Genomic DNA, 11,940 nt, shown 5'->3' on the forward strand with positions numbered 1-11,940 from the left:
CGGTGCTGTCGCTGTCCAGCTCCATCGATATGCAGAGCCTTCTGTAGGCGGCACCGTCTTTCAGATGTCTTGACAGGAGGTAGCCCGGTCCGCTCAACTCTACCGCTCGATCTTCTATCTGTCCCTCATTAAAGGGAACGTCGAAACCTTCACCGCTTGAGACCTCGATATCGGTATTTCTCTTCCTTGAAATCGATAGGCGGCATCTGTAAACACCGGGTTTTTCGGATACTTCGGTGATGATTATCCCGGCCGCTTCCTCCAGCGTTTTGGCTTTCAGGGATAGCATGGATATTTCGTTTATCATCGCCATAACGCTATCACGGACTATGAGCTGGTATTCCATTTTCTTCAAGGCTTGCGAGTTTTCGGAGCCTTTAGCCGAAAGGACCTGTTTCGGCTTTTCAATGTCCTCTTCGAGCGGCTCGTCTCTTTTTATGAGCGAGTGGACAATGAAGAGAGAAGCGATTGAATGGCCGACTATCCTCAAAAACGCGATTTCATCGTCCGACCAGATCCTGTTCTCGGAGTAATCTTCGCAACAGATCGCACCGCGAAAACGGTCCTTCATAACCGGGATAGATACACGCGATCCCGACTGGCTGAAAACGATCTCTCCCTTCTCAAGACCGGAAAGGATTGTGCTGTCTTCTTCCACGCTTTCGCAAGTCTTTCCCAAGCCGGAACATATTTCCGATAGCGAAGGACTGGCCCATTTGACTACGGGGAAGCCATTTTTATGACCTCTCTCGATATTCCCTATCCGGTAAATGTAAAGGCAATCGGCCGATATAGCCCTGCCGGCAAGCGCCAGTATCTCCATAGCCATGTCCATTCCTTCCCCTTCCAGGATCGGCAACGAACTTATTTTTTCGAGGCTGGACATCAATTTGCCTGAACGGATAGACACCGGAACCCCTCCAGACTTTGAAAGTAACTGGTTATCTGGTTATTATTTTAATTATAATGCAAAGCTGTGCCGAATGCATGGAAAATGCAGTTTGCGGGGTTTCTTATATGAGATACACCTCTCACTCCCATCCTTCGATCTGTCATTACGGACCTGGAGATGTTAAAATTATCTAGATAAAACAAGCATGATTCAAACCGCATAAAGGGTACCAATCGCGATTATAAGAGGTGGCTGATTTGGATATCAATCCTTTGAAATTGAGACTTTCTGAGATTAGGGGCTTGCGTGGCGCTTTTTCCTTTTACAGGAATCGCATAGAAAGGTTCGATAAAGATCTGAAGGCCTTTCTCCAGGTGTTGCAATCCTCAGGGGAGGAGACCGGGCATTCCTTTCCCTACGCTCTCAAAGATAATATTCTAGCGCTTGGAACCCGCACTACGTGTTCCAGCAGAATTCTGGAGAATTACGAATCTTCTTACGACGCGACCGTTACTTGCAAATTGAAAGAGAGCGGCGGACATTTACTCGGAAAGACGAATCTTGACGAGTTCGCGATGGGCTCTTCGACTGAGAATTCGGCCTTCTTCACTTCTAGAAACCCCTGGGACCTTACTAGGATACCGGGTGGAAGTAGCGGTGGCAGCGCGGCGGCCGTTGCGGCGGGTTTAACGCCTTTCGCGCTCGGTAGCGATACGGGCGGTTCGGTGAGACAACCGGCAGCGATGTGCGGAATCGTCGGTTTCAAGCCTACCTATGGTTTGGTGTCCAGATACGGCCTCGTGGCCTTCGCCTCCTCGCTCGATCAGATCGGTCCTATGACAAGGTGCGCGCAGGACGCGGCCGATGTGATGAATATCATAAGCGGTCACGATGTGAAAGATTCTACGACCATGAAGAGTTCCTTTTCCTTCAATATAGATCTGAAGAGTGATGTCAAGGGATTGAGGATGGCCGTTCCAGAGGAGATGCTAGATTACCCCGGTCTCGAAGATGGGGTAAAAGTCTCCTTCATGGATGCGGTGGAGGAGCTGAAAAGGGCTGGCGCCGTGGTCGAGAAGATCTCAATTCCTTCAGTCAAGTACGCCGTCGCGACTTACTACCTGATCGCACCGGCCGAGGCCAGTTCGAATCTTTCGAGATTCGACGGGATCAGGTTCGGACCCAGACACGAAGCCGCCGACTACGATGGGCTGGTGAGCAGGAACAGAGACCTGGGTTTTGGCAGGGAGGTCAAACGGAGGATACTGCTTGGAACCTTCACCCTCAGCGCCACTTATTACGACGCTTACTACCGTAAGGCACTCAGAACCAGGAGATTGATGGCCAATGAACTGAAGGCCGTACTGACGGAGTTCGATTTCATATTGAACCCCTCCTCTCCAGTGGTCGCACCTGTGATCGGCGAGATAAGCGATCCCCTTTCGTACTATCTCATGGATATATACACGATCCCGGCCAACGTTGCCGGCCTGCCCTCGATATCGGTCCCGATCGCCCCGGTAGACGGTTTACCTGCAGGTATGCTTCTCACAGGCGGGCGGTTCAGCGACGTTAAACTTCTGGAGGCGGCCAGTTTCATCGAGGGCTTTTCTCCCGCATACGAAGGCGGCCTGACCAGGATAGCGGAAAGGTGGGTTGAATGATGTACAGAACCGTTATCGGACTGGAGATACATGCGCAACTTCAGACAAAGACGAAGGCCTTTTGCAGTTGCCCGGCCGATGTTTTCGAGCTCGAACCTAACACGGCCATCTGTCCCGTTTGCACCGGTCAGCCGGGCGCGCTTCCCGTTCTCAATGAAAACGTGGTGGATTTTGCCGTCATGGCCGGGCTGGCTCTCAACTGCACACTCAACGAACGGTCGGTTTTCGATCGTAAAAATTACTTCTATCCGGACCTTCCCAAGGGCTACCAGATTACCCAGTATTTCTTCCCGATTGCTGAAAACGGTTATCTCGATATAGAAGTCGGAGGAGTAGGGAAAAGGGTGAGGATAAGGCGAATCCACATAGAAGAGGACGCCGGCAAGATGATCCACCAGGGAACCGATTCGATAACCGGCTCCACAGGCAGTCACCTCGATCTCAACAGGTGTGGAGTTCCCCTGATCGAGATAGTAACCGAACCCGATCTTGAGACGCCGGCACAGGCGAAGGTCTTCATGGAGCTACTAAGAGACACACTCAGAGCCCTGGGCGTCTGCTCGGGAGACATGGAGAAGGGCGCGTTGAGATGCGACGCCAACATTTCGATGAGAGACGACGCTTCCGGTCTGAGTTCCAACAGGGTGGAAGTCAAGAACATTAATTCCTTCAAGTTCGTCGAGAAGGCACTGGAATCCGAGCAAGAGAGAATATCGGCCGTGCTCGACGCCGGCGGCAACGTGGCCAAAGAGACCCGGTCCTGGAACTTCGCTACCAAGGAGACCTTTTCGATGCGCTCCAAAGAGGAGGAGAACGATTACCGTTACTTCCCCGAGCCCGACCTCCCGGTGCTGATGATAACACAGGATAGAATCGGACGGCTCAGGGAGTCTCTGCCGGAACTGCCCTGGCAGAAGCTGCGCAGATTCATTGAACAGTATGGACTGCCCGAGTACGACGCCTCGGTCCTCTCTTCCAGCGGCGAGGTAGCCTGCTTCTACGAAGAAGTGGCGCGGATCACAGGCAAGCCCAAAGAGAGCTCGAACTGGATCATGGGCGAGGTAATGAGAATAATGAACGAGAGAGATCTTTCTATAGAGAGTCTCGGGCTGAAACCGGAATACTTCAAAGAACTTTTCGAAATGATCGACTCCGGCAGGATATCCAATAGCATCGCCAAAGAGATACTCCCCGAAGTGATCGAGAGAAGGAATTCGCCAGCTTCCATAGTCAAAGAGAAGGGGCTCGAGCAGATAAACGACGACGGTGTTATCGAAACGGCAATTAGAGAAGCCATGAAAAGCAACCCAAAGGCTGTTCAGCAGTTCAGGGAAGGCAAAGAGGGCGTTCTCGGTTACTTCGTTGGCGCGGTTATGAAGGCGACCCGGGGAAAAGCCAACCCCGCGAGGGTAAACGAAATAGCGAGGAGGTTGCTCAAAGATTGAAAAAGACGGTTTGTTTCCTTATTGTGATACTTGTATGCTCGCTGTCGCTTTCCCAGACACAGATACAGTTCACCAACAGGGGATGGAGCCTTTCTACGGATATAAAAGCCTACGAGAACTTCCACCTGACACTCGCGCTGGCTTCTGGGATGCCTTACGTCGGGATCACCTACAAAGATCACTGGGAGGAGTTTTCGAGCGGTTTCTTGAAGATGAAAATCAGAGACGGCGATTTTCGCGGCTCGATCCTCGCGAGCCACGAAGGATTATACGTGGGGGCGAGGTACGTCTCCAACACCAACCAGATTCCGGTCTTTTCGCACAGCCTTCTGGAACTCGAGCTCTCCTCGCTGGGGGACAGGAGGTATCTGGTCCGCAACTGGTTCAGACTACCTCTGGGCCAGATAAACGGCGGTCTCAGCACGTTCATATACAGAGTCGATGATTTCGCCTTCAACGATATCGGGCTCTATCTCTACGCGAAGGAATTCGAAAGGAGTCTCCGCCTGCGAAATGCCGAAACGAACGTGGTGGTGACCGTGGATTTGAAGACGAACGATTCGCTGGGTGAGATGGGTTACGGCTTCGGAGTCGGCATGAATTATATGAGCTTCGACCTGGGCGCCGCCTTTTCGGGGAATTTCATCGTTCCTGCGGGCGATTTGAAGCTGGTTCTCTCACCAATGATCATGGTAAGCCTCAGAGGAATTGACGCCCAGTTGCTGATATCTAAACTGGGAAGCGACGACTCGGTGTACGCCGGAATTTCGATCACCAATTTCAAACTCAACGGGGTTTTCATGAGGCTCATATTCTGATGTACGCCGGGGTGTATCTTCATCTCCCCTTCTGTGCCAGACGGTGTGCATACTGCGATTTTTGTACGTTACAGCTTGACGAAACCTCTCTGAAGAAGTACCATGCAGCGCTGAAGAGTGAGATAGAGCTCTTTTCCGACGGCGCCGCGGTCGATACGCTTTATTTCGGCGGCGGTTCCCCTTCGCTCTATCCGCTCGATCTGTTGCAGGAGCTGCTTGATACTCTCCGTTCCCGGTTCAGGTTCGAATTGCGCGAGGCCACGCTGGAAGCCAACCCCTGGGAATTGACGTTCGAAAGACTGGAGAGATGGAAAAAGCTCGGGGTGAACAGACTCTCGGTCGGTCTTCAGTCAAGCGATGGAGAGATCCTTAAGACAGTCAACAGACCGGTACCTCCTGATCTGTTTGAGAGACTGGAAATGGCGGTCGATCTCTTCGATAATGTAAACTTCGATTTCATACTGGGATTGCCCGGAGAAAACCGCAAAAACGTAGAAAACAATCTTAAATTGATAGAAAGGCTGAAGCCGGCTCATATTTCCTATTATATGTTCGATAGTGACCATGAGACCGATTTGATGGCATCGGTTAAGAATGATATCATAGAGTTGCCCGACAAAGACACGCTCGAGAAGCTGCATGATTTTATCGTTTTATCTCTGAAAGAGCTTGGGTTAACCAGATATGAAATATCTTCGTGGTCGAAAGGCAGGATGTCGTTACACAATTTGAAATACTGGAAAAGCGGAGACTACAAGGGTTTCGGAGTCTCTGCCGGCAGCCACGAAGGCACTACCAGAAGTGTGAACTGCGACTCTCTGGACCAATACATCGACTCCATAGTCGCTGGCAAACGTCCTTTGGCTTATATACGGGAGAATACACCGCTTGAAGAGCTCTTCGAAACGCTCTTCATGGGATTGAGGCTGATTGACGGTTTGACTCTATCGGCGGAGATCTTCCCGGCCGACCTGTTGGAGAGAAGTGTAGAAAGAATCGCATCGGTCCTTGGAGAGTTCCTGGTTGTCAATGGATACAGGCTCAGTTTGAATGACTACGGACTGGATATGTCGAGGCTAGTTTTCGAGAGATTGGTCGGTATAATGGAAGAGATGGAGAGCCTTCTCCCTTCCAGAGCGACAGTCGAGAAGCAAAAAAATACGTAGAATCACCGAAAGGACTTATGAAATGTCTGGCGAAGAACTCGAAAAGTTTCTTAACGGCTTCAAGACGCATAAATCCAAGACACCTTCGGAAAGCTGGGATTCATATTTCATGAAGCTCGCCTACCAGGTGAGAGAGAGGTCGAGCTGCCACCACAGAAAAGTGGGCGCCCTGATAGTGCGCGAGAACAGGATACTGGCGACGGGCTACAACCAGCCCCCGTCGGGTTTTCCTCACTGCGACGAGACCGAATGTATAAGAGACGCGCTGAACATACCGTCCGGACAGAATCAGGAGTTGTGTTACGCCGCCCACGCCGAGCAGAACGCCCTCTCGCAGGCCGCGCGTTTTGGAATAGCCACCAACGGTTCTACCATATACGTTACACACAGACCTTGTTCGATCTGCGCAAGACTGATAATTAACGCAGGCATCAAGAGGGTGGTATTCGGGGAAGGCTACCCCGACCCGCTCACGGAATTCATGTTCGATAGGACAGGAGTCATAATGATAAATTACTCAATGTGAAAGGGAGGAAATCATGGCTGTCTCCAGACTTACGAAGTATTTAAGGCAGGATCGAATGCCCCACGTGTGGTGTCCCGGGTGTGGAAACGGTGTCATCATGAAGGCATTCGTCGATGCGGTGGACAGGGAGTCGCTCGACCCCGATAGAATCGCCGTAGTTTCGGGAATAGGTTGTTCTTCACGGGTAACCGGTTATCTGAACTTCAATACGATGCACACACTTCACGGCAGAGCCGTTGCCTTCGCCACGGGCGTGAAGCTGGCCCGGCCCGAATTCAACGTTATTGTCATGGGCGGCGATGGAGATATGATGGCCATAGGCGGAAATCACTTCATACACGCCTGCAGGAGAAACATGGATATAACTACCATAGTATTCAACAACAACATTTATGGAATGACGGGCGGCCAGTACTCTCCAACTACGCCAACGGAGAAGATAGCCTCAACCTCGCCCTACGGAAACGTCGAAAACTCCTTTGACATAGTGAAGGTTGCCATGGCCGCCGGGGCGACTTACGTGGCCCGTTCCACGGTTATTCACTACGCACAGGCCGTTCAATTCATACGGAACGGATTGAAACACAAGGGAATGGCCGTCATCGAGATCATGACGAACTGTCATACTTATTACGGAAGGTACAACAGCCTCTCCAAACCTCAGGATATGCTGAACTATTTCAAAACCAACACGATCCAGCTTGCCAAAGCCAAAACCATGAGCCCGGAAGAGATCGGGGATAAAATCGTTGCCGGTGAATTTGTGAACGTAGACACTGAAACGTACATAGACAGGTACGAAAAGATGAGAGAAAAAGCGCTCGCGGCCGAGGGTGGTGAAAGAGAATGAAGAAGGCATTTCCTCAACCCCATACCGTGAGGATTTCTGGAATAGGCGGCCAGGGGAACGTCCTGATGGGCATTATCCTGGCGGAGGCTCTTCTAGACCAGGGAAGCTGGGTGGTACAGACCCAGTCTTTCGGCGCACAGGTGCGCGGCGGACTTTCATACTGCGACGTTCTTTTCAACACCGAACCGATCGACTACCCGAGGGCCCACTCCTTCGAAGTCATATACTCGATGCACCAGATGGCCGTCAACGCGCATGTCCCTCTACTGCACATGAATGGAATATTGATAATCGATTCTACTCAGGTCAAATCGATCCCCAAAGAGGGAGCTAGGATGACCAGGAAGATCATTTCCAAACCGGTCACCGAACTCACAGAAGGTAAGTTCGGAACATCCCTTCCGGCAAATATGGTCGGACTCGGCCTGATAGCAAGGGCCGGAAACTTCGTTACCACCCAGGCTCTCAAGGTGGCCATGTCAAAACATATAAAGGCCAAGTACGTCGATATGAATTCCCAGGCTATAGATTTCGGTTATTCGCTTATAGAGAGATCTTACAACCTCAGAAGCGAGAGAATCGACTCTGTGGGCCGGGGATTTGAATGAGGAAGTTTCTAAAAAGTTTGCACCACGCGGCAAATGGCCTGGGTTATTTGCTGAAAGAGAGGAACTTTAGAATACAGCTGGTCTTCGGCGGCGCCGTTCTAACGATCGGAGCCCTGATCCGGCTGGAGAGACAGGATTTTTTGTGGCTGCTGTTCTGCACCTTTATGGTTGTAATACTGGAGGCCGTTAACACCGTTGTAGAAAAGATCGCGGATATTCTTCACCCGTATTACGATGAACGCGTAAAGGTCCTGAAAGACGTAGCGGCGGCGATAGTACTGATGGGATCGGCGATGTCGGTACTCATAGGTCTTTCAATTTTGATCAAAGAAATTTTCGATTTGCATTTTGCCGTTGGTATTCTTTTTGGTATAATAATTGTGGTTTTCTTCTTTTCTTTTGGCCTTTTTAGAGTTGGAGGTGGCAAGGAATGAACCGTCGGGTCATTCTAGTTCTTCTTTTCGTGTCTTTGCTATTAGTGACTCGTAGCTTTGCTTATTTTCTCGTCACTTACGTGGTGAGGTCGGGCGATTCGATTCACACTATCTCCAGGGAGCTCGGAGTGAGCATGTCAACCATAATCGACTTCAACAATCTGAGCGATCCCAACAACATCAAAGCCGGCGACAGGTTGAAACTGCCTCAACCCGACGGTTTGATTTACGAAGTTCAATCGGGAGATACAATAGACGGTATCGCGAAGTTGTTCTTCGCTCCCGTCAAGGAGCTTCTATCGGCGAACAACCTCAACTCTAGTTCGCTGATAAGCCCGGGACAGCGAATCTTCGTTCCTATGACTCTAATAAATATGTATCAATACGTTCCACACACCACCCCGTATAGATGGCCCGTTTACGGGGTTATTTCTTCCTCGTACGGCTGGCGTACCCACCCGGTGAACGGAGGAGCCTCCTTCCATGGCGGGCTGGACATTGCCGCTCCGCAGGGAACGCCTATATTCGCGGCTTCAAAAGGCGTGGTCATCGCCGCCGGTGTCAACGGAGGTTACGGCAACGCCGTGGATATACAGCACGATAACGGTTACGTCACCCGCTATGGACACATGAGCAAGATATCTGTCTATGTGGGACAGAGGGTCGATGCCGGTTCTCTGATAGGCCGTGTCGGAAGCACGGGAGTGTCTACCGGTCCGCACGTTCACTTCGAGGTGAAGGACCCGAAGATGAACACGCTCGATCCGCTTTCTATGTTGCCTACCCGCGACCTCATGTACGTCATAAGGAGAGAAGACGACGGAACGGCTGCCGGAGGAAAATGAACAGGATAATCGTAAGTGCCTGTCTGGTCGGAATTAACTGTACCTATCGTGGAGATAACAACCTGTCCCTTGAGCTCCTGAGGCTTGTGGACAGGTTTATTTTGTTCCCGGTCTGTCCCGAACAGCTGGGTGGACTTCCCACGCCAAGATCGAAGGCCGAGATCACCGTCTCGAACGACTGGACGACGAGAAGAATCGTTATCGACCAGTTCGGCCACGATGTAACCGCTCAGTTCCACAGGGGCGCCGAAGAGGTTCTGAAGATAGCCAGATTTTGCGGCACCGGCATTGCGGTCCTGAAATCGAAAAGCCCCTCGTGTGGATGCAGAGGGATATACGACGGCACCTTCAGCGGCGTGACGGTAGATGGAATGGGAATAACAGCGGAGCTTCTCTTGAAGAACGGTATCGAAGTTTATCCGGAATCCGAGATCAACTTCTTACTTTAGGATCGAAGAGTCCTGTCAAAATTATCTCTTCGGTCTTTTTTTCGAGAACCGCCGGCGACTTTACCAGAACTACCCACCTGTCCTTTTGCCACAGAAGTGTCTCATCCTTTCCGCCGAACCTGATTATGCGGGCGTAGAAGTACCCGGCCTTCTTTATTCGCCCCCTCTCCCTGGTCATCACGGAGCCTTCGATCATGTAGAGCCGTTCCCAGGTCTCTTTCGCCTGGGTTACACTGCCGCTATTCCAGACAAAAACCTTTATGACGTTCGAACCGGAATCCAGGTCGAGAAGATACCCGCGAACCGAGTCATCGTAATCCGGGTAAGTCACCTGATGAATTATTCCCTTCTCATCTTCATAAGCGATGCCGTTGGCAAGTCCCTGGTCGGGTGGATACTCCGCCTCCCCGAGAAACGAGAAATGCTCGGCGTTGAAAAGCAGTTCGTCCAGAGATACATCGGTCGGTACGACCACTTTCACACTGTATTTGGAGGCGAAATACGCCACAAAAGAAATCAAGGCGATAATGAAGACGAAGGTGAATATCGCTCTGTTCGGAAGTCTCCTCTTCAAAACACTATCCTCCATACATCGTTCACCGCCTCGTCGAGGCTCGGACTTAGAGGTAAGGTGTATTCCGTCTTCTCGCGACGGGCGGTGGGGGTATCAAATCAATTCGAGAAACTTAGCCACCTCTTCAGGATCGAGCCTGTATAGCGATCCCTTGCCCTGGTAGAAGCCGTGCTCCCTTATGAGATGGATTGATATGGGAGTGTAGTCGATATCCTTTTTCAAGGCCATGCTCCGCACGTTGACGTTGACCTTCTTGGATAGATTCCCATGTCTGAAGGGGCATGGAACATAGCCCCTGCTCTCGTCAACTATCACGACAAAACGGTTGTCAACTACAATGGGAGAGCCGAAGCCCTTCTCACCCTGTCGCATCAGCATTTCGAGCTTGTCGGCTATTATTTCGTTGGTAAGTCCCAATTCGCTGATCTTCTGTTCATCTTCCCGGATTATATCTATCAGGTTTCTCTCGTCGCTGCCGAGGAAGCCCGGCCCGGTTATCTGCCCGGCCTTCATGTTTTCCTGAACTTTACCCAGGTCTGGAGTCTGCTTCATATAATCACCCCCCCGCGATTTATCCAAATTTGTCGAAGTAGATCCTGTTTTCGGGAATTTTGTGCTTTCCAAGTACCGTTATACAGGCGTTTATCATGCCAGGGCTTCCACAGAGATAGCCTTCCCGTTCTATCTCACCCTGTTCGGTCAGGTACCTGTCCACCACATCGGTTATGAGCCCGAACTCACCCTGCCAGTTATCCTCGGGCAAAGGGCTGGAGAGAGCCGGTATGAAATGGAAGTTCGGCACTTCTTTTTCGATCTCTCTCATCAAGTCAAGGTAGAAGAGATCCTTCTTGCTCCTGGCACCGAAAAAGTAGTATGCGTTTCTCTTTATACCCTTTTCTTTCATGTCCAGTATTATGGACTTGATCGGCGCCATCCCGGAACCACCGGCTATGAAAATGATGTCGGCATCGGTGTTCCTCAGAAAAAAGTCGCCAAAGGGCCCCAGAAGCCTGACCTCGTCCTTCTCCTTCAGATACTTGTGTACGTACGTCGTGACTATCCCGTTGGGCACCAGCCTTATCAGGAGCTCGACACCGTTCTTTATCGAAGGCTGCGACGACATGGAATAAGCCCTCATAGTACTCTCCTTAATCTCCCCGTAGGGCGGTACTATCAATTGGACGTACTGACCGGCTCTGAAGTTTATATCGTCATCGAAGCTGAAGAAGACCTCTTTTATATCGTGCGTCAGATCTTTTATCGTAGAGACCGTGGATGCGTACTCCCTTATGTTGAAAAGTCCCTCGGGGATCTCTATCGAAATGTCTCCCTTGACCTTCACCTGACAGGAGAGGCGTACGTTTTCACTCTTCTCCTTGGTGGTGAGGTACGGTAGTTCCGTCGGGAGAATCGGACCGATATCCGAAAGAACCTTGACCTTGCAGAGGCCGCAACTGCCCTTCCCGCCACAGGCCGATGGGACGAAAATCTTCTCGCCGGCCAGGGTTGTCAACAGCGTACTGCCGCCCTTCACCGTGTAAGACTTAGAACCGTTCACCGTGAGTTTCACATCGCCGTAGTTGTTTAGCACGGCATCGGCGACCGAAATAATCGCCGCCAGGACGGCCGATATTCCGCCCAGTACGAGAGCCGTTATAAGTATTTGCAA

At 51.1% G+C, this 11,940-nt stretch carries 14 protein-coding genes; 10 read left to right on the forward strand and 4 right to left on the reverse strand.

Going from position 1 to position 11,940, the window contains the following annotated elements; genetic code table 11:
- Positions 1 to 910 (reverse strand): hypothetical protein (locus tag PKX57_RS00875; RefSeq protein ID WP_472415789.1); only part of this gene is annotated, 910 nt, incomplete at its 3' end.
- A 239-nt stretch (positions 911 to 1,149) separates the two neighbouring features.
- On the opposite strand from PKX57_RS00875, the gene gatA reads away from it, so the two are divergent.
- Genes gatA through PKX57_RS00925 form a run of 10 tightly spaced genes read left to right on the forward strand, consistent with a single transcriptional unit; the run spans position 1,150 to position 9,697 of the window.
- Entirely contained in the window at positions 1,150 to 2,556 is a 1,407-nt protein-coding gene (gatA, locus tag PKX57_RS00880; RefSeq protein ID WP_213922687.1) for an Asp-tRNA(Asn)/Glu-tRNA(Gln) amidotransferase subunit GatA, read from the forward strand.
- Positions 2,553 to 4,001 (forward strand): Asp-tRNA(Asn)/Glu-tRNA(Gln) amidotransferase subunit GatB, encoded by a 1,449-nt coding sequence (gene gatB / locus PKX57_RS00885; protein WP_472415791.1) that lies wholly within the window; start codon positions 2,553 to 2,555, stop codon positions 3,999 to 4,001. Before gatA ends, gatB begins: the two co-directional genes overlap by 4 nt.
- Positions 3,998 to 4,819, forward strand: a complete 822-nt coding sequence (locus tag PKX57_RS00890) for a hypothetical protein (protein WP_214048629.1) — start codon at positions 3,998 to 4,000, stop codon at positions 4,817 to 4,819. Before gatB ends, PKX57_RS00890 begins: the two co-directional genes overlap by 4 nt.
- Positions 4,819 to 5,985: a radical SAM protein gene (locus tag PKX57_RS00895; protein ID WP_213920180.1), complete on the forward strand. Its 1,167-nt coding sequence runs from the start codon at positions 4,819 to 4,821 to the stop codon at positions 5,983 to 5,985. Before PKX57_RS00890 ends, PKX57_RS00895 begins: the two co-directional genes overlap by 1 nt.
- A gap of 22 nt (positions 5,986 to 6,007) precedes the next feature.
- Positions 6,008 to 6,511: a deaminase gene (locus PKX57_RS00900; RefSeq protein WP_213920179.1), complete on the forward strand. Its 504-nt coding sequence runs from the start codon at positions 6,008 to 6,010 to the stop codon at positions 6,509 to 6,511.
- Between the two features lie 13 nt (positions 6,512 to 6,524).
- On the forward strand, positions 6,525 to 7,361 hold the full coding sequence (locus PKX57_RS00905) for a thiamine pyrophosphate-dependent enzyme (protein ID WP_214047993.1): 837 nt from the start codon (positions 6,525 to 6,527) through the stop codon (positions 7,359 to 7,361).
- Complete coding sequence (locus PKX57_RS00910; protein WP_213920177.1) at positions 7,358 to 7,969, forward strand: 2-oxoacid:acceptor oxidoreductase family protein; 612 nt, start codon at positions 7,358 to 7,360, stop codon at positions 7,967 to 7,969. The genes PKX57_RS00905 and PKX57_RS00910 overlap by 4 nt, the downstream gene beginning before the upstream one ends.
- Positions 7,966 to 8,403 carry a diacylglycerol kinase gene (locus PKX57_RS00915; RefSeq protein WP_213920176.1) on the forward strand — a complete coding sequence of 146 codons (438 nt, stop codon included), beginning with the start codon at positions 7,966 to 7,968 and terminating at the stop codon, positions 8,401 to 8,403. The genes PKX57_RS00910 and PKX57_RS00915 overlap by 4 nt, the downstream gene beginning before the upstream one ends.
- On the forward strand, positions 8,400 to 9,248 hold the full coding sequence (locus PKX57_RS00920; protein WP_213920175.1) for a peptidoglycan DD-metalloendopeptidase family protein: 849 nt from the start codon (positions 8,400 to 8,402) through the stop codon (positions 9,246 to 9,248). The genes PKX57_RS00915 and PKX57_RS00920 overlap by 4 nt, the downstream gene beginning before the upstream one ends.
- On the forward strand, positions 9,245 to 9,697 hold the full coding sequence (locus tag PKX57_RS00925) for a 2-thiouracil desulfurase family protein (protein ID WP_214047992.1): 453 nt from the start codon (positions 9,245 to 9,247) through the stop codon (positions 9,695 to 9,697). Before PKX57_RS00920 ends, PKX57_RS00925 begins: the two co-directional genes overlap by 4 nt.
- Here the strand turns inward: PKX57_RS00925 and PKX57_RS00930 are convergent.
- The 3 genes from PKX57_RS00930 to PKX57_RS00940 form a co-directional block, all read right to left on the reverse strand.
- On the reverse strand, positions 9,681 to 10,271 hold the full coding sequence (locus PKX57_RS00930) for a hypothetical protein (RefSeq protein WP_470745616.1): 591 nt from the start codon (positions 10,269 to 10,271) through the stop codon (positions 9,681 to 9,683). The genes PKX57_RS00925 and PKX57_RS00930 overlap by 17 nt on opposite strands.
- Positions 10,272 to 10,364: 93 nt before the next feature.
- Positions 10,365 to 10,823, reverse strand: coding sequence for a hypothetical protein (locus PKX57_RS00935; protein WP_470745617.1), 459 nt, complete (start codon positions 10,821 to 10,823; stop codon positions 10,365 to 10,367).
- 19 nt (positions 10,824 to 10,842) lie between these two features.
- The gene (locus PKX57_RS00940; protein WP_214047991.1) at positions 10,843 to 11,940 is read right to left on the reverse strand and encodes an FAD-binding oxidoreductase; all 1,098 of its coding nucleotides are present in this window, start codon (positions 11,938 to 11,940) and stop codon (positions 10,843 to 10,845) included.

Source organism: Mesotoga sp. (assembly GCF_035363035.1).
Lineage (GTDB): Bacteria > Thermotogota > Thermotogae > Petrotogales > Kosmotogaceae > Mesotoga.

What these genes read in the sequence shown, in the direction of transcription:
- PKX57_RS00910 (WP_213920177.1), top strand. Translation starts at nt 7,358, where the DNA reads ATGAAGAAGGCATTTCCTCAACCCCATACCGTGAGGATTTCTGGAATA.
- PKX57_RS00900 (WP_213920179.1), top strand. Translation starts at nt 6,008, where the DNA reads ATGTCTGGCGAAGAACTCGAAAAGTTTCTTAACGGCTTCAAGACGCAT.
- PKX57_RS00905 (WP_214047993.1), top strand. Translation starts at nt 6,525, where the DNA reads ATGGCTGTCTCCAGACTTACGAAGTATTTAAGGCAGGATCGAATGCCC.
- PKX57_RS00920 (WP_213920175.1), top strand. Translation starts at nt 8,400, where the DNA reads ATGAACCGTCGGGTCATTCTAGTTCTTCTTTTCGTGTCTTTGCTATTA.
- PKX57_RS00925 (WP_214047992.1), top strand. Translation starts at nt 9,245, where the DNA reads ATGAACAGGATAATCGTAAGTGCCTGTCTGGTCGGAATTAACTGTACC.
- PKX57_RS00935 (WP_470745617.1), bottom strand. Translation starts at nt 10,823, where the DNA reads ATGAAGCAGACTCCAGACCTGGGTAAAGTTCAGGAAAACATGAAGGCC.
- PKX57_RS00915 (WP_213920176.1), top strand. Translation starts at nt 7,966, where the DNA reads ATGAGGAAGTTTCTAAAAAGTTTGCACCACGCGGCAAATGGCCTGGGT.
- gatB (WP_472415791.1), top strand. Translation starts at nt 2,553, where the DNA reads ATGATGTACAGAACCGTTATCGGACTGGAGATACATGCGCAACTTCAG.
- PKX57_RS00895 (WP_213920180.1), top strand. Translation starts at nt 4,819, where the DNA reads ATGTACGCCGGGGTGTATCTTCATCTCCCCTTCTGTGCCAGACGGTGT.